General features: G+C 30.0%; 17 protein-coding genes. 3 read left to right on the top strand and 14 right to left on the bottom strand.

Annotation, left to right across the window (positions count from 1 at the left end):
- Window positions 1–2 precede the first annotated feature (2 nt).
- Complete coding sequence (locus tag H9I45_RS15845; RefSeq protein WP_088354155.1) at window positions 3–1,319, top strand: serine hydrolase; 1,317 nt, start codon at window positions 3–5, stop codon at window positions 1,317–1,319.
- On the opposite strand, the gene H9I45_RS15840 is transcribed toward H9I45_RS15845, so the two are convergent.
- From H9I45_RS15840 to H9I45_RS15830, 3 genes are all read right to left on the bottom strand, one after another.
- Entirely contained in the window at window positions 1,316–4,141 is a 2,826-nt protein-coding gene (locus H9I45_RS15840) for an Npt1/Npt2 family nucleotide transporter (protein WP_088354156.1), read from the bottom strand. The two genes, H9I45_RS15845 and H9I45_RS15840, sit on opposite strands and share 4 nt — an antisense overlap.
- A gap of 22 nt (window positions 4,142–4,163) precedes the next feature.
- Complete coding sequence (locus tag H9I45_RS15835; protein WP_228454948.1) at window positions 4,164–5,135, bottom strand: serine hydrolase; 972 nt, start codon at window positions 5,133–5,135, stop codon at window positions 4,164–4,166.
- A 65-nt stretch (window positions 5,136–5,200) separates the two neighbouring features.
- Window positions 5,201–5,692, bottom strand: coding sequence for a DinB family protein (locus tag H9I45_RS15830; RefSeq protein WP_088354157.1), 492 nt, complete (start codon window positions 5,690–5,692; stop codon window positions 5,201–5,203).
- Between the two features lie 233 nt (window positions 5,693–5,925).
- On the opposite strand from H9I45_RS15830, the gene H9I45_RS15825 reads away from it, so the two are divergent.
- On the top strand, window positions 5,926–6,972 hold the full coding sequence (locus H9I45_RS15825) for a hypothetical protein (RefSeq protein ID WP_088354158.1): 1,047 nt from the start codon (window positions 5,926–5,928) through the stop codon (window positions 6,970–6,972).
- Between the two features lie 172 nt (window positions 6,973–7,144).
- On the opposite strand, the gene ettA is transcribed toward H9I45_RS15825, so the two are convergent.
- The 4 genes from ettA to H9I45_RS15805 all read right to left on the bottom strand — a co-directional run bounded on the left by ettA (window position 7,145) and on the right by H9I45_RS15805 (window position 11,901).
- Window positions 7,145–8,836 (bottom strand): energy-dependent translational throttle protein EttA, encoded by a 1,692-nt coding sequence (gene ettA, locus H9I45_RS15820; protein ID WP_088354159.1) that lies wholly within the window; start codon window positions 8,834–8,836, stop codon window positions 7,145–7,147.
- Between the two features lie 60 nt (window positions 8,837–8,896).
- The gene (locus H9I45_RS15815; RefSeq protein WP_072994856.1) at window positions 8,897–9,079 is read right to left on the bottom strand and encodes a CAL67264 family membrane protein; all 183 of its coding nucleotides are present in this window, start codon (window positions 9,077–9,079) and stop codon (window positions 8,897–8,899) included.
- 205 nt (window positions 9,080–9,284) lie between these two features.
- A complete protein-coding gene (locus H9I45_RS15810) occupies window positions 9,285–9,860 on the bottom strand; it encodes a hypothetical protein (RefSeq protein WP_228454945.1) in 576 nt (191 codons plus the stop codon).
- A gap of 13 nt (window positions 9,861–9,873) precedes the next feature.
- Window positions 9,874–11,901: an NADPH-dependent 2,4-dienoyl-CoA reductase gene (locus H9I45_RS15805; protein WP_088354161.1), complete on the bottom strand. Its 2,028-nt coding sequence runs from the start codon at window positions 11,899–11,901 to the stop codon at window positions 9,874–9,876.
- Window positions 11,902–12,222: 321 nt separating this feature from the next.
- Here H9I45_RS15805 and H9I45_RS15800 point away from each other — a divergent pair, with 321 nt between their 5' ends.
- Window positions 12,223–13,611 (top strand): NAD-dependent succinate-semialdehyde dehydrogenase, encoded by a 1,389-nt coding sequence (locus tag H9I45_RS15800; RefSeq protein ID WP_088354162.1) that lies wholly within the window; start codon window positions 12,223–12,225, stop codon window positions 13,609–13,611.
- Window positions 13,612–13,790: 179 nt separating this feature from the next.
- On the opposite strand, the gene H9I45_RS15795 is transcribed toward H9I45_RS15800, so the two are convergent.
- From H9I45_RS15795 to H9I45_RS15765, 7 genes are all read right to left on the bottom strand, one after another.
- Entirely contained in the window at window positions 13,791–14,498 is a 708-nt protein-coding gene (locus tag H9I45_RS15795) for a pirin family protein (RefSeq protein ID WP_088354163.1), read from the bottom strand.
- Window positions 14,499–14,532: 34 nt separating this feature from the next.
- The gene (locus tag H9I45_RS15790; RefSeq protein WP_088354164.1) at window positions 14,533–15,402 is read right to left on the bottom strand and encodes a pirin family protein; all 870 of its coding nucleotides are present in this window, start codon (window positions 15,400–15,402) and stop codon (window positions 14,533–14,535) included.
- 51 nt (window positions 15,403–15,453) lie between these two features.
- The gene (locus tag H9I45_RS15785; protein WP_088354165.1) at window positions 15,454–15,891 is read right to left on the bottom strand and encodes a MarR family winged helix-turn-helix transcriptional regulator; all 438 of its coding nucleotides are present in this window, start codon (window positions 15,889–15,891) and stop codon (window positions 15,454–15,456) included.
- 2 nt (window positions 15,892–15,893) lie between these two features.
- Complete coding sequence (locus H9I45_RS15780) at window positions 15,894–16,142, bottom strand: glutaredoxin family protein (protein WP_088354166.1); 249 nt, start codon at window positions 16,140–16,142, stop codon at window positions 15,894–15,896.
- A 3-nt stretch (window positions 16,143–16,145) separates the two neighbouring features.
- Window positions 16,146–16,682, bottom strand: a complete 537-nt coding sequence (locus H9I45_RS15775) for an NADPH-dependent FMN reductase (RefSeq protein WP_088354167.1) — start codon at window positions 16,680–16,682, stop codon at window positions 16,146–16,148.
- Between the two features lie 114 nt (window positions 16,683–16,796).
- The gene (locus tag H9I45_RS15770; RefSeq protein WP_088354168.1) at window positions 16,797–17,192 is read right to left on the bottom strand and encodes an OsmC family protein; all 396 of its coding nucleotides are present in this window, start codon (window positions 17,190–17,192) and stop codon (window positions 16,797–16,799) included.
- Window positions 17,182–17,544, bottom strand: a complete 363-nt coding sequence (locus tag H9I45_RS15765; protein WP_088354169.1) for a DoxX family protein — start codon at window positions 17,542–17,544, stop codon at window positions 17,182–17,184. Before H9I45_RS15765 ends, H9I45_RS15770 begins: the two co-directional genes overlap by 11 nt.
- Between the last annotated feature and the right edge of the window lie 145 nt (window positions 17,545–17,689).

The raw sequence follows: 17,689 nt of genomic DNA, 5'->3' as shown, positions 1-17,689 counted from the left end.
GAATGAAAACTAAATATATATTATTAACCGTATTTATTGTGGCCTCTCTTGGGTTTGTAAATTACCCAATAGATGGTTACGAAACTACAGGAATAAAACGTTTGTATCAACTTCGAAAATTTCAATTAGATAGTGTTAAATATACAAGAATTCCAGCTGGAGCTTATAAAAAATTAGCAGATATTAAATTGAATTTATTAAGCAAATCGAAAGACAGTGTACAAGATTTATTAGTTTCCGACAGCGATTTTGAAAGAAAATTAAAAAGAATTATTCCTTCTGGAGCATATTCTATGGCTGTGATGGATATGAGTAATCCAGATAAATTAAGATATGCAGAGCATAGAGAAAATGTTGGTTACCAACCAGGAAGTGTTGGTAAAATTGCTGTATTATTAGCAGTTTTCGACCAACTAGAAAAACTGTGTCCAGATTCTTTTGAAGAAAGAGCAGCCTATCTTAAAAACATAAAGGTTACCTCTAGATATTGGGGAACAGGAGACCATCATACAATTCCTGTATATGATATAGAAAAAGATCGTTTAACCAAAAGAAAAGTGGTTGCAAATGACGAGTTTTCTCTTTACGAATGGTTAGATCATATGGTTTCTGTAAGTAATAATGGTGCAGCTAGTGTTATGTATAGAGAAGCGATGTTAATGGCTGCTTTTGGGCAAGAATATTTCTTTTTAGACGCAGAAAAAGCAGAAACTTATTTTAAAGATACACCTAGAGATTCTTTAACAAACTTAGCAAATACAGTTGTAAATAAACCTTTAAGAGATTTAGGTATTAGTGAAGACGAATGGCGTTTGGGAGGTATGTTTACAAGACCTGCTGGAAAATATGTGGGTAGAAAAGGTGGAAGTATTGGTACCCCAAAAGGGTTAATGAAATTTCTAGTGCAATTAGAACAAGGAAAAGTTGTAGATAAAGCTTCTAGTTTAGAAATGAAGAGACTTTTGTATTTAACAGATAGAAGAATTAGGTACGCAAAATCGCCGAGATTAGATAGTGCGGCTGTGTATTTTAAATCTGGAAGTTATTACAAATGCGATCGAGTAAAAAACCCAAATTGTGCGAGTTATGCTGGTAATGTTTTTAATTACATGAACTCTGTAATTATTGTAGAACAACCAAATGGGGTAAAATATATAGCTTGCTTAATGTCTAATGTTTTAAGCAAAAATTCTGCTGGTGCACACATGTACATGGCTAGTAAATTAGATGATATTATTGATGAAGCCAACGCTTCTAAAAAACCAATTATTAAAGAAGAAGAATATAAAAATGATGTAGATGAAGACGATAATAATTAATTATTAAATCCTTTAAAGTTATTGTAAGTATCGCTGGCAAGTTTTTTAACTTTCTTACTGCGATACTTTTTTAATGGTAGTAGAATAGGTACATAGTTTCTGTTCTTAGAAACAGCAATTAATTCTACAATTAATAAACGTAAATGGCTTCCTCCCATTCGCATTATTATCTCTAAATATTTTTTTTCCGAAAGTAAATTCAAACTAATAATTGGAGAATTATAATGTTTATCATCAACAACATAGTACTCTACAATTGGTAATACTTTCGACTTAATTTCTGTTTGTAACAAGTTGTCTAAAAATTCTAAAGAATTAATTTTAGCTTCCTTTATTTCACTTTTAATTCCAACATAAGTCATGTTTATATCTTCTTCATTATAAAGCATACTTAACAGTTTAAATAAGTTTTCTAAAGTATTTTCTAATTCCGATTCTAAGGCTACAATTAACTTTTTTCTTGCTTCATAAATAGGCTGATTTGAAGCTGTTTTATCGTCTAACAATTCTTCGTTGATATTATTTTGTACAGAAATAATTATTTCTAAAATATTACGATAATAGCTAGATTCTCTCGAAACTTGGTTTTTAATTAATCTTCTACTAATTAGTAAATTCGAGTTTTTCTTCTTTAATTTTGCCAAAGAATTTGAAGCGGCTAATCTTGTAACGCTATTTTTATTTTTTAATAAACGTGTTAATATTTTTATAGCATTATCATTATTAAAAGACTCTATAATTCTAGGAATATATTTTTTTACATTTCCTTTTAACTCATCTTCTTTATCTAATTTTAAGATAATATCAATAATTTTTGGACCATAACTTTTTAATGCTCCTATAGCTCTTTTTCGATGTTTCTTTTTTAAAGTTAAATGCAACAAATCTTCTATAAATAGTTCATCTGATGTAATTCCTGCAGCAATTGTAGCAAACTTTACAATATAACTTGTTTTACTGGCTAACTTTTCACTTATAAAATGATAATGATGTGTCATTCTTGCATTTGCAATACTTATTAACAAACCTGCAATTACTTCTTTACGAACGGTATTTTCATCGGCTTTAAAAAGATATATTTTATCATTAAGTCTTTCTGCTAAATTATATTTAAAACCTAATTTAGAATTGTAAGAATTTTGCTTCGCTAATGCCATTAAAGCTCCATTTGCAATATATTCGTTTTCGTGGTTTAAATAATTTGTGAAAAAATAATTCTCATCCATGTGAGATTTTTCTAGTATATATTCCAAAGCAACATATACCAATGTATCATCTTTTTCATTTACCAACGACTTTACCTCATCTAAAACAGAAACATCTTCAATATCATGAAGAAAATCTATTGCCTGAATTTTTACTTTATTGGAAGGATGTTTTAACAATTTTACAACTGAGCTTTGAAAAATTTTAGAATTAAAATCTCCCAATCGTGTGATTACTTCTAAAATAGAAGCTTCGTTGCCACCTTCTAAAACCCTTTTAATATTTGTAATAGAGTTTTCTTTAGTAATTTTAATATCGCTATTTTCTGCAACTAATGTTTTTTGAATATTTTTCTTAAAAGACTCAAAATAAGCTTCACGTAAACGATAAATAAGCAGAATCCATATAAAAACAAATAATAAAATAATTATTGTAATGTATGCTGTATCTAAATCTAATCTTTTTATTAGAAAAATTAACAAAAAACCTGCAATACCAGTTGCAATACTATCTACAGCAACATCTATATAGGATTTTGCTTGGTTCTTAATTAAAGTAGGTATTGGCATAATAGAAAGTTCTACAGATGCTTTATTTATAGACTGCTTAAAACTACCATCGATACCTTTTATTAATACTAAAACCCACAATTCTGGGAATGTTAAAAACAATAAACAACCTAACCCAATTGCAAGAGGTAGAATTAGTAAAGTTGATGAAACTCCTAATTTTGTTAGAATTTTATTTGTTAAAAATAACTGAATAGTTAAAGCAACCACATTAAATGTCGAAAACCAAAATCCAAAAAATGCCGCTAAATCATCTGGATCTGAAATTGCTTTATTTGCAAAATCGCTAAACTGAAAATCGACCAATTTTGCAACAAAAACTCCAATACCCGTTATTAAAGCGATGTAAGTTAAATGTTTCGAATTAAAAATTAATTTTATGGCAGAGCTTTCTAAAACATCTTGTTTTGCAATAACTTGTTTTCTTTTAAAAGTATTTAAATAACGAATTCGTATTTCGTAAACCTTTTTAATAATTGGTATACAGCCTAATAATAAAATTGATGCTACGAAAGTTGCAACTTCATTTCCAAAACTAGGGGCAATAACACTCGTTAGATATCCTCCAAAAATACCACCTGCAATAGCTCCTGCTCCAATAAAACCAAAAATTCTTTTTGCTTCTCTTGCGTTGAAAACCATGTTTGCAAAAATCCAAAATTGAGAAGTAGCAATAACTGCAAAAAGAGAGATAAAAACGTAATAAAAATAAAGAATCCAATTACTAGCTAAGGAGAATTTTAAAATAGCACTTAAAGCTAAAAAAGCAAGACTAAAGATTATCAAAGAAATTATTGCCACCTTTACGAGCGACAATTTTCTTATAGCTCTATTGTAAAAATAAGACGTGGAAACTGCAATTATTGCCACTAATAAGTAACCAAAAGGTAAACTATCTGCACCTAATTTAGAAACAAATAATGCATTTACAATTGGCTTTACAATTAATAAAACCGTAATTATAAGAAAGATATATAATTGCATTAAAAAAGAGATGAATATTTCACCATCTCTTAATCCGAATGTTTTGCTTAGTAATTTCCTCACTATTTATAGTTCAATTTTTGCACTATAAAGAACGTGATTTTTTTAATACTTTTTCTAATGGTCTCACTAAATTTCTAATAATTTGTTCTCCATAATCATTGTCTATAAGAGCAACAATTATGTATTTCCTATCTGGTCCCCAAACCAATGCAGAGTCTGAATGATAATTTCTCCAAGAACCCGATTTTCTATACACATCTGCTTTTGGAGCAACCACATCTAACGTATTTACAAATTTGTGATGCAAAGCTGGGTCTTTCATAATTTCTAACATTTCCATAGATTTTTCTGTAGAAATTAAATTTCCCAATGCCAATTGATAATAAAAGCTACAAACTTGTCTTGTGGTTGCAGCATGACTTAAACCTTTTATTGGGTCTGGGTTTCTTGCACCTGCTGCTGCATATCTTTTTCCTACCCAAAGGCCTCCACCAAGTTCTTCGTCATATAATTTATTTTTTGGAGCTCTTAAAACTTCTTCAATTTTTTTGTAACCTAATCTATCAATCATTCTTGTGGAAGCTCTGTTGTTCGATTTACTAATCATTAATCGTAAATCTTCACGCACTTCTTTAGAATCTTTTAACTCTCCTTTATCTAAAGCATCCATTGCTGCCAATAAAATGGCAATTTTTGGCAAACTTGCAGCATACATCATAAAATTATCGTTAACACCTGCATATTTAAATTTTGTAGAATCACTTAAATCTACAATACCTATAGACATTTGTCTTCCTCTAACTAAACGTTTCCATGTTTTGTTTTTATTAATTTCTGTAACTAGAATCTCTTTTAGTTCTGAACTTTCAATATCTGCAATAGGCTTAATTGTTTTGTATAAGTCTAAAGGAAGTGTAGCATTGTAGGTACTACCAGCTCCATTTTTTAGTATAATTGAGTTTTGAGCCTGCCCAATAAATGGCAAGAACATTAATAAAATTGTAAGTATAAATTTGTTGTTTTTTATAAACATCATAATTATTTTTAAATTCATTATTTAAGGTACAAATTTAAAGCCAAGCTGCAATTTTAAAGTGTTAATGTTTTACAAAAACTCTTTTAAACACTTAACTTCTGAGGAGTTGTAGGGTTAAAACCGAAACCAGATTCTGGTAATTGTATTCCTATATGATGAACTAAATAACCAATAGTTGCATAATGGTGTGTTGTATGGCTTTGTGCTTGAGTTAAAATAGATGCTAAAGAAGTTTTTATTGTAACATTCCCTAAACCTAAATCATCTGTAACTGCAACTTCATTTTGTAAATCTATTGCACTTAAACTTCTTAATTTTTTAATTATTGTGTTAAAATAATCAATTCCTATATTGGTGTGTTTCTCTGCTAATTCGTTTCTTTCTCTCTTAGTTAAATCTATTTCCCTAGTATCTAATCCATTAAAAATACAAGAAAACATATCTAAAATATGACGTGTATGACAACCAATGCTTGAATGATAAGGTGCTATTGAAGTGTTACTATATTGCTCATCTGATATACTGTGTAATAATTTTATTCCTCTTTGCAAATTTTGCTCAATAGCTTCAATCATATAATCTCTTTAATTTTGTAGTCGTAAAAACGATTCTAAATTTACGAGTTCTTTCTGAATTTAAAAAATATTTAACACTCTAAAAATCAACACCCTAATTGTAATAAGGGTAATAAAAATTCATTTTCTTTGTTATATGAATATTTTTTTGGCACGTTCTTTGAAAACTTAATAATCAAATGCGGAAGCCGAAAAGCAATTAGAGTAGGCAAAACCCTTTAAAACCATATATTATGAAAAAAGGTATACTTATATTATTAGGAATGTTTATGATGGTTTCTACTGTTGAAGCCAAAAACGGCAATTCACTACCAAACAGCTACAGGGTAAATTACTCTTATGACGATTCTGTAAACTTTACAGAACGAGGCATTGAATTTTTTATTTTCTTAAATGGAGAATTTGACTTTAATACACATTATAACAAAAGTTATTTCGATTATAATGGGACACGTTTTTCTACAAATGGAGTTAAAATTGATAGAGATTATAGAGGAAGAATTAGACGTGTAGGAAATGTTTTTATTAATTACGATATTCATGGAAATGTAAATAGAATTGGAAATGTTTTTCTAAGGTATTACAGAGGAAATCTTACAAATGTTGGTAACTTAAGAGTTGTATACGATAGAGGTGGTTACCCAACTTTTTACGGAAATGTAAAAAATGAATATTATAATTATAATGGCGTAAATATTAATTTAAGTCTTGGAACAATTTTTAATTATAATGATGCTTATTTCTATAGAAATGATTTTGGAAGAAACTACACAAAATTCAGAGAAGATAGTAGATATTTTTACTATAAAGCAAATAGAAATGCAAAAATTGGAAGTAGAAATAAAATATTAAAAAGAAGGAAGCCAGTTTCTGCAACAAGAAATAATACATATAACAAACATAAGAATATTTCTTATAGAAAGTCGAATTCAACAAGAACATTAGATTCTAACTCGAAAAGAAATGTAATTTCTAATTCAGGAAGAAGAGGTTCTACAAATACAAATAACAGAAGTACAGATTCTAATATAAGAAGAAGCACTGTAACAACTCCTAAAAGAAGCACATCGAATGTGAGCTCAAGAAATACTTCTAAAGCTACAAAAAAAGTAGTTCCCAATAGAAGATCTTCAAACACAAGTTTAAGGAATACTTCTGTAAAAAGAAAGGTAGAAACTCCTAAAACAAGTAAATCTTCTAAAATAAAAAGAAAGGTTTCAGACAAAAAAAGAGTTACAAACAGCTCTACAACAGGAAGAAGAAGTACAAATAGAAATTAAAACAGGTATTTATACCTAGTAAATTTCAAATATAAAATAATAGATTCGCGTTAGTATTTTTTTTGAATTAAATACTGCTAACTAAATCTTTTATTGCGAAAGAATAAGTAGAAGTTAAAAGCCCCATTTCAAAATTGAAATGGGGCTTTTTAATATTTAGAATATTCATTAACTATCGAATCAACTTCTTATACTTAATACGTTTTGGCATTAAATCTCCACCCAAACGCTTTTTCTTATTCTCTTCGTAGTCAGAAAAAGAACCTTCAAAAAAATAAACTTCACTATTTCCTTCGAAAGCTAAAATGTGGGTACAAACTCTATCTAAAAACCATCTATCGTGACTAATAACTACTGCACAACCTGCGAAATTTTCTAACCCTTCTTCTAATGCTCTTAGAGTATTTACATCTAAATCGTTGGTTGGCTCATCTAATAAAAGTACGTTTCCTTCTTCCTTTAAAGTCATCGCTAAATGCAAACGGTTTCTTTCTCCTCCAGAAAGTGTATCTACTTTCTTATTTTGTTCACTTCCAGAGAAATTAAAACGACTTAAATAAGCACGAGAATTTACTTGCTTTCCTCCCATCATTACCAAATCTTGTCCATCAGAAAAGTTTTCCCAAATTGTTTTATCTGGGTTAATATCTGAATGTGCTTGATCTACATAAGCGATTTTTGCAGTTTCACCAACTTTAAACTCACCTTTATCAGGGGTTTCTTCTCCCATAATCATTCTAAAAATAGTGGTTTTTCCAGCACCATTTGGCCCAATAATTCCCACAATACCTGCTTGAGGAAGGTTAAATTCTAAATTTTCATATAATAATTTATCTCCATAAGCTTTAGAAACTCCTGAAGCTTCTATAACATTGGTTCCTAAACGTGGTCCATTAGGAATGTAGATTTCTAATTTTTCGTCAACAACTTTTTGATCTTGACTCATCAATTTATCGTAGTTCTTCAAACGTGCTTTCTGTTTTGTTTGACGCCCTTTTGCTCCTTGACGAACCCATTCCAACTCTCGTTCTAAAGTTTTCTGACGTTTAGAAGCAGTTTTGCTTTCTTTCGCCATTCTTTGCGATTTCTGATCTAACCAAGAAGAGTAGTTTCCTTTCCAAGGAATTCCTTCTCCTCTATCTAATTCTAAAATCCAACCAGCAACATTATCTAAGAAGTATCTATCGTGTGTTACTGCAATTACAGTTCCTTTATATTGTGCTAAATGATGCTCTAACCAATGTACAGATTCTGCATCCAAGTGGTTTGTTGGCTCATCTAATAATAAAATTTCTGGTTCTTGTAGTAATAATCTACAAAGTGCAACACGTCTTTTTTCTCCACCAGAAAGAACTCCAATTTTCTTATCGGAATCTGGTGTTCTTAAAGCATCCATTGCAATTTCTAACTTGGTATCTAATTCCCAAGCATTTGCAGCATCTATTTTATCTTGAAGCTCTGCTTGTTGTGCCATTAGTTTTTCCATCTTGTCTGCATCTGAATAAACTTCTTCCAAACCAAACATGTCGTTTATTTTGTTATATTCATCTAAAATAGCAACCGTTTCTGCAACACCTTCTTTAACAATTTCTAAAACTGTTTTTTCTGGATCTAATTGTGGTTCTTGCTCTAAATAACCAACTTTATAACCAGGAGAAAAAGTTACATCTCCTTGGAATTTTTTTTCGACACCAGCAATTATTTTTAATAATGTAGATTTTCCAGACCCATTTAAACCAAGAATACCAATTTTAGCTCCGTAGAAAAAACTTAAATATATATCTTTTAAAACTTGTTTTCCTGTAGATTGATAAGTTTTAGACAACTTATTCATCGAAAAGATTACTTTCTTATCGTCACTCATATTATACTATATTTTGAAAATTATTTTTTTTGAAAACTGCTACTGAAATTTGTAGACTTTTTAAACTCTTCCTTTTAATGCATTAAAAACCCAAGCAATTGCAAAGAAACCAATACCCACTGAAGCAAACCCCCAACCAGCAACATCATCATATCTAAAAGCACCTAATGCAATTAGACCTAGTCCTACTAAAATCATTATAAAAGTTGCCCAAGCAAGCACAGTATTTTTATTCATTCCCATAATTCTTTTCTGTTAGTTAGTTAATTTACAAATATCGCTAATTTATTTTGTTTGTTCAACTTGAGAAATGGTAAAAAAAATTAATGAATAATAATGTAGTAAAATTGGAACAATTAAATAGGTTTAATACATAAAACTAGAAGCAAAGAAAATGTTTATTATACTTAAATAATTGTTTAAAAAAAACGTTAAGATTGTAAAGTAGTTAGAATCTTCTACCACCTATACCTTGCCCATTTCTTCGTCTCCTATTCATATTAACAGGAGCACTGTTTTGGTTTTTTGGTCTTTCAGGTAATAATTTTCTTTTTTCTGCTCTTTGATATTTTAACCACTTTTTATTTTGTTTTTTTGATAAAAAGCCTTCTAAATTTTCATTTAGAGTTTTCTCATAAATATCGATACTATCTCTTATTGGTACTATAATCGTTTGAATTCTTTTACTAATTTTTTCAGCTAATTCTCTATTGGAATATAACTGTTTGCCCAAAGAATTAATAGTTAATTCTAAATCGAGCAACTTTGGAGTATTTAAAAAAGAGATTTTTTTTATTTTATCATTATATTTTCTAAGTTCCGTTAATGTCTTATTTTTTGTAATCTCTTTTTTTACTTTAATTTTTTCTGGAATTTCAGATAAATTATAATAAAAAATATTCGCTACATTTTTAGCATTGTATTTTGGAAATTCTGGTTCCTGCTGAGAAAATACTAATCCAGCATAACTGAATGCAAATAATAAGAATAAATTTTTCATTATAAGAAGTTTAATTTGGTTCAAAAATAAGAAAAGATTACAACTTTGCAGCTAATCTTGCTCCTTGATTTATTGCTCTCTTCGCATCCAATTCACTTGCAAAATCCGCGCCACCAATTACATGTACATTTTTTCCAGCATCTAATAAAGGTTGATACAATTCTTTAAACGGAGTTTGCCCTGCACAAATAACCACATTATCTACTTTTAAAACTTGTGGTTTTTCATCTTTTATATAATGTAAACCTTCATCATCAATCTTTGTGTATTGTACTTCTCCTATAAACTGAACTTTCTTTTTCTTTAAGGTAGATCTATGAATCCAACCTGTGGTTTTTCCTAAATTTCCACCGAATTTACCAGCACTTCTTTTAAACATAAAAATTTCTCTTGGAGATGGATGAAATTCTGGTTTTACTCCTTCAATTCCAGAACGTGCTTCTAACGTTTTATCAATTCCCCATTCTTTTAACCAAGCATTAATATTTTGTGATGTAGATTCTCCTTCGTGAGATAAATATTCTGAAACGTCAAAACCAATTCCTCCTGCACCAATTACTGCTACTCGTTTTCCAACTGGTTTTTTATGTTTTAGAACATCTAAATAACTCAACACTTTAGGGTTATCTATTCCTTCTATTTTTAATTCTCTTGGTTTTATTCCTGTTGCAACTACAATTTCATCAAAATCCGATGATTGTAAATCTTCCACAGAAACTCTGGTATTTAATTTTACAGTTACATTATGTAACTCTATTTGTTTGTTAAAATAACGTAATGTTTCATAGAACTCTTCTTTCCCTGGAATTTGTTTTGCAATATTAAATTGCCCACCAATTTCTTTATCAGCGTCAAATAAAGTTACAATATGTCCTCTTTCTGCGGAAATTGTTGCTGCAGCTAATCCTGCTGGACCTGCTCCAATTACTGCAACTTTTTTCTTATTTTTTGTAGGATTATAATTCAATTCTGTTTCATGACAAGCTCTAGGGTTTACCAAACAACTCGCTACTTTCTGCTCAAAAACATGATCTAAACAAGCCTGATTACAACCAATACATGTATTAATTTCATCAGATTTATCAGCTTTTGCCTTGTTTACCCATTCAGGATCTGCCAAAAATGGTCTTGCCATAGAAATCATATCTGCATCTCCTTCTGCAAGGATTTTTTCTGCAGTTTCTGGCATATTTATTCTGTTAGAAGTTATCAATGGAATTGAGATTTCTTCTTTCATTTTTTTGGTTACCCAAGTAAATGCACCTCTTGGAACTGCAGTTGAAATTGTTGGTATTCTTGCTTCGTGCCAACCAATTCCTGTATTTATTATGGTTGCTCCAGCTTTTTCAATTTCTTTTCCAAGTTGAACAACTTCTTTCCAAGAACTTCCATTTTCTACCAAATCTAACATCGATAATCTGTAAATAATAATAAATTCTTTACCTACAGCTTCTCGTGTTTGTTTTACCAATTCAATTGGCAAGCGCATTCTGTTTTCATAATCTCCACCCCAAGAATCGGTTCTTTTATTGGTTCTTTTAACAATAAATTGATTGATTAAATACCCTTCTGAACCCATAATTTCAACACCATCATAACCTGCTACTTTAGATAGTTTTGCAGAATTTACAAAATCGCGAATGGTTCTTTTAATTCCCGATTCTGTTAATTTGAATGGTTTGAATGGTGTTATTGGTGATTTTATTTCTGAAGGCGCTACATTAAAAGGATGATATCCATAACGTCCTGCATGTAGAATTTGCATACAGATCTTCCCTCCTTCTTTATGTACAGCTTCTGTTATTTTTTGATGATGTTTTGCATGTTTTTTTGTAGACATTCTCGCAGAAAATGGCCCTGTCCAACCTTGTATGTTTGGCGAAATTCCTCCAGTTACAATCAACCCTACTCCACCTTTTGCTCTTTCTGCATAATAAGTAGCAATTTTGTCTATTCCGTTTTTTTCTTCTTCTAAACCTGTATGCATAGAACCCATTAAAATTCTATTTTTTAAGGTTGTAAATCCTAAATCTAACGGCTCAAATATGTGTTTGTATATACTCATTTTACTATTTTATTCTGATTAAAAAAATCGGGTAAAAGCTATCAAAGTTTAGATTCCTGTTTTCACAGGAATGACAATTTCAACTTAAATCTTGTGAGAAAAGCAGAAGAAATACGCTTCGATTTATTATGCATGCATAATACTTTGCAAGATATGCTTATTTTTTGAAATTAAAAATAAGAGAAATAAGAATCTACTCTTTTATTGAATCTTTAACACTACAACTCTATACAAGTTAAAGAATAGATGGATTGCATCAATTAAAAAATAGAGAATAAAATACCTTTGAATCGATTTAAGGTATTAAATAAAACAATAATTATGACTAAAGAAAAAAATATTACTACAATTAATCCTGCAACTAACGAAAAAATAGAAACCTACAAGTACATGACAACTGCTGAAATGGATACAGCTATAAAAGATTGTAATACTGCTTTTTTAGATTGGAAATTAGTTTCTCTAAAAGAACGAGCAAAAATTATTGGAGGTATTGGAAAAAAATTACAAGAGCATAAAAAAGAACTTTCCGAATTAATGACCAATGAAATGGGAAAACTATTCAGCCAGAGTGAGCAAGAAGTAGATTTATGTTCGGGAATTTGTAAATATACTGCCGAAAATGCATCAGAAAATTTAAAAGAAGAAGCAAGAGAATTAGTTGGTGGAGGAAAAGGAATTATTACTTATTCTCCCATTGGAATTGTTTACGGAATTCAGCCTTGGAACTACCCTTCATACCAAGTTATTAGATACGCTATTGTAAATTTAATGGCTGGAAATGGAGTATTGTTAAAACATGCAAAAAACGTAACTGGAACTGGTAAGTTTTTAGAAAAAATTTTTAAAGAAGCTGGTTTGCCAAAAGATTTATTTAAAGTTTTAATTATTGAACACGAACAATCAAACAAAGTTATTGAACATAATTTAGTAAGAGGTGTAACTTTAACAGGAAGTTCTAAGGCTGGAAAAAAAGTGGGAGAAAAAGCTACCACTGAATTGAAAAAAGTAGTTTTAGAACTGGGTAGTAATGATGCGTATATCGTATTAGAAGATGCAGATTTAGAATTGGCTGTTGAAAAATGTGTACGAGGTAGAATTTATAATAATGGAGAAACTTGCATCGCTGCAAAAAGGTTTGTAGTTGTAGATGCTGTTTATGATGAATTTAAAAAAGCATTTGTAAAAGCGATGAAAGACGTAAAAGTTGGAAACCCTATGGATAGTAAATTCGATATGGGACCAATGGCTAGAGAAGATTTACGAGAAACTCTACATGAACAAGTAGAAGAAAGTGTAAAAAAAGGAGCAGAAATTTTATGTGGTGGAGAAATTCCAGAGGGGAAAGGTTTTTATTATCCTGTAACTGTTTTAGAAAACGTAAAATCTGGACAACCTGCTTACGATGATGAACTTTTTGGACCAGTTGCATCATTAATTAAAGCTAAAGACGAAAATGATGCCATGAGAATTGCCAACGATAGTCGTTTTGGTTTAGGTGGAGGAATTTTTTCTAAAGATGAAAAAAAAGCAACAAAATTAGCTCAAAAATATTTTGATACTGGAATGGTATTTATAAACTCATTCGGAATTGCAGATCCTGCAATGCCTTTTGGTGGTGTAAAAGATTCTGGTTTTGGTAGAGAACATGGAGGGTTTGGAATTAGAGAATTTGTAAATATAAAATCTATTATTTTTAGTGAATCGTAAACTAAAATTTTATTAGAATTTAAAAAACCTGTTTAGCAAATTTGCTAAACAGGTTTTATTTTTTTGATATTTTGATAATCAAATCTTAGAGATTTTTCAAAAAATTGTTTCTTCAAAAGTTTAAGAGATTACTCTAAAAGTCAGTGATTTCTCCACAAGGTCGAAATGACATTTTATCATTAATTCATTGGAACATCAATAATTAACAATTTACTTTGTTTATTTGCTTTTATTACAACTTTTTCGGTTTCCGAAATTCCAATAGCATCTCTTCTTTTAATTATTTCGTCTGCAATTGAAACTTCTCCTTCTATTAAGAAAAAATAAGCTCCGTTTTTTAGTTCATATTCTGTTTTTAAATCGGCCTCTAAATCTATCATAGAAATATAACCTTGCTGATTTATTGGTAAAGAACCTTTTATTTGTTTGTCTTTTGGCGAAACCAACACTTGAAACTTGTTTTTTCTTTCAGCTTCAGAAAATAATTTTTGCTCGTAATTTGGCGTTACATTTTCTGCTTCTGGAATAATCCAAAGTTGAAGAAAGTTAACGGCATCTGTTTTAGAATCGTTAAATTCGGAATGTGTTAAACCTGTTCCAGCACTCATTACTTGTACTTCACCAACTTCTATAGAACGTTTATTATCCATAGAATCTTTATGAGAAAGCACTCCAGAAATAGGAATGGAAATAATTTCCATATTTTTATGTGGATGTGTACCAAAACCCATTTTCGGTTGCACAACATCGTCATTTAAAACACGTAACATTCCAAAATTCATTCTTTCTGAATTTTGATAACTGGCAAAACTAAATGTATGAAACGATTTTAACCAACCGTGATTTGCTTCGCCTCTTGTTTCTGATTTGTGAATTATTTTTTTCATAATTTTTATTTTATGCAAGGGTTTAAAACCCTTGTTAATATAAATGCCCCATTTTCCCCTGCTGAAAATCGCGCATTGCTTCTAAAATTTCAGTCTGTGTATTCATTACATAAGGGCCATATTGAGTTACTTTTTCTTTTATTGGTGCTCCTGAAATTATCAATAGAGTACTTTGTTTTTTTGCTTCAAATTGAATAAAATTTCCATCTTGATTGAACGTAATCATTTGGTTTTCTCCTTTTTTCAAAATCTCTGAATTGTTTACCAAAATTTCTCCTTCTAATAAATAAATTAAAGATTGATGATTTTTTGGAAGTTCAATTTCCATTTGTCCATTTTCATCTGCAATTGCAGTAAAAACATTTACTTCTGTTTGTGTTTTAATCAGACCTTTTTCAGTTGATTGATTTCCAGCAATAATGTTCAATTGCACTTTTTTATCATCAGAAAATAATTTCGGAATTTGGGCATCTTCTAAATGTTGATAATTTGGCGGAATCATTTTATCTTTTGCTGGTAAATTGAGCCATAATTGAATTCCTTCTAACTCGCCACCTTTTTTAACAAATTCTTTTGTTGGAGCTTCAGCATGAATAATTCCACGTCCAGCAGTTGTCCATTGAACACCACCAGCTTTTACAACCATTTCATTTCCCAGAGAATCTCTGTGCAATTGTTCGCCTTTAAATAACAACGTAATTGGCTCGAAACCTCTGTGTGGATGTGGCCCTAAATCGAACGGATTGTTAAATTCTGAAATTGCATAAGGCCCATAATGATGCAATAATAAAAACGGATCTAAATTTTCGATTCCCTCTGTTGGCAATGGTTGACGCAGTTTTATTGGTCCCATATTTACCAACGGACTTGTAACTTTATGTTGAATTGTTTTTTGTGTTTTCATGATTTCTACATTTATTTTATTTTCCTTGGAAAATAATTTTGTAAATTTTTTCTATCGAATTTTGTCCAATAAATCACTTAATTGAGACGCTTCTTTCTCCGTTAAATTCTCTAAAAAAGATAGGTTTTTATTCACATCGATATTGGAAAGTAACTCTAAACCTTCTTCTGTAATTTTTACATACACTACTCTTCTATCGTGTTCGCAACGAATTCTTTCGATTAAATTTTTCTCACATAATTTATCCATTAAACGTGTTGCATTTGGTGCACGTTCAATCATTCTATCTTTAATAATTTGAACCTTAGTTTCTTTCTTTGCTCCTCTTAAAATTCGTAAAATATTAAATTGTTGTGGCGAAATTCCATAAGGTTTAAAGAAATCATTTTCTTTACTATTCAGCCAATTTGCTGTATATTTTATGTTGATTAAAGCCTTTATTTTATCGTCTTTAAAATTCGATTGTATGTCTTTAGAAATATCGCCCATTTTTACGCTCTTAAATTTAAGTCTTGCATTATTTTATTAAATTCTTCTGTTGTTGGTGTTAAATAAACTTCTTCATCAACAATTAAAGTTGGGTATTTGACAACGCCACCATATAATTCTTTTGTATGTTTTTTTGCTTCTTCATCTAACGCAACATCTTTATAAACATAAGGAATATCTGTAGAATTTAGGAAATTCTTAAATGCAACTGTGTATGCATGTCCTTTTCTTCCGTACAAAGTTATTTTCATAATTTACAGATTTACAGATTTTTCGAAATCATTAATTGTCGATTTTAATTGCTTATCTAATTCTTCTTCAACTATTTTTCCGTCTTTAAAATTGTCTGAAAAGCTTGGCAAAGAAAATGTAAAATGTTCTTTAACTCCCATTCTTGGAAATTTAGAAACTCCAGCTTCTAAAACAGATTGCCCTCCTCTTGCTCCAGGAGATGTTGCCATTAATAACAACGATTTATTTCTAAAAACTTTTGCTTCTATTCTTGAACTCCAATCGAAAATGTTTTTAAAAGCTGCTGCATAAGAGCCATTATGTTCTGCTAAAGACAAAATAAAACCATCATACTTATCTAATAATTTTGAGAATTTCTCTGCATTTTCTGGAAATCCGTTTTCTTTTTCTTCGTCTTCACTATAAATTACCATTGGAAAATCTCTTAAATCGATAACATCGAATTTTGAGTTTTCTAAATTTTCTGCGGCATACCTTGCTAACTTCTTATTGATAGATGTTGAACTTGTACTTCCTGCAAATGCTAATATCTTTTTCATATATTTTAAAATGTTTAATTGTGTAATTGTGTAATTGTTTAACTGTGTAATTGTCGTAGTTATTCTGAAAACTGCGACTGTGACTGTGACTGCTGACTGAAACTGCCAACTGAACTACTGAATACTGCTTACTATTTCAGTTTCTCCTTTTACCATTTTCGCAACTGGACATTTGCCAGCGATTACTAACAAACGTTTTCTTTGATCTTCGTCTATTTCTTTTTCGAATGAAATTTCTTCGCTTAAATGAGTTCCATTTTCGTCTTTTATTTGTGAAACATTAACTGTTATTTCACCTACATCCCAACCTTTTCTTTCTGCATACATTCTTAAAGTAATAGAAACACAACCTCCAATTGCTGTTAATAAATATTCTACTGGTGTTGGTCCATTATCATCTCCACCAGCATTTACGGGTTCGTCTATTACTGCAAAATGATTTCTCATTTTTGCTTCTGCTAAATATTTTTTGGTAGTTAAAACTACTTTTGAACTTGTGTTATCTGACATTGTTTATTTTTTTATTGAATATATAAGAAACTATTAATAGTATCATTGCAACTACTGCCCCCATTTGTTCGCCATCTCCAATCATAAAATGTGCGAAGAAGGCAAAAATAAATGCGAAGAAAAAACCTGCATAAGCCCATTCTTTTAATGTTTTGTTTCCTATGAACCATATTGCTGTTAATCCTAATAGTTTTGCAACTGCATATGGATAAATAATATAAGTTGGGTACCCAAAATTAGCGAACATTCCTGCTACTTCTGCGTGATTAAAAATATACATTCCTGCAGAAAAAAGCATTAATAAGGTTAATAAACCCGTGCTTATGTAATAAACTATTTTGTTTGTTTTCATTTTGATTGGTTTTAAATTGAGTACAAAGTTACGAAATAAATATTTATTTTCCAAGGAATATAATTCTATGGAATATTATGTATTTGTTTTGATTATTTCTGTAAAATTAAAAACCCTTCAGATTATAGATTCTGAAGGGTTTATT

It is taken from the genome of Polaribacter haliotis (genome assembly GCF_014784055.1).
Classification (GTDB): Bacteria; Bacteroidota; Bacteroidia; order Flavobacteriales; family Flavobacteriaceae; genus Polaribacter; species Polaribacter haliotis.
This window is presented reverse-complemented; position numbering and strand designations above follow the sequence as displayed.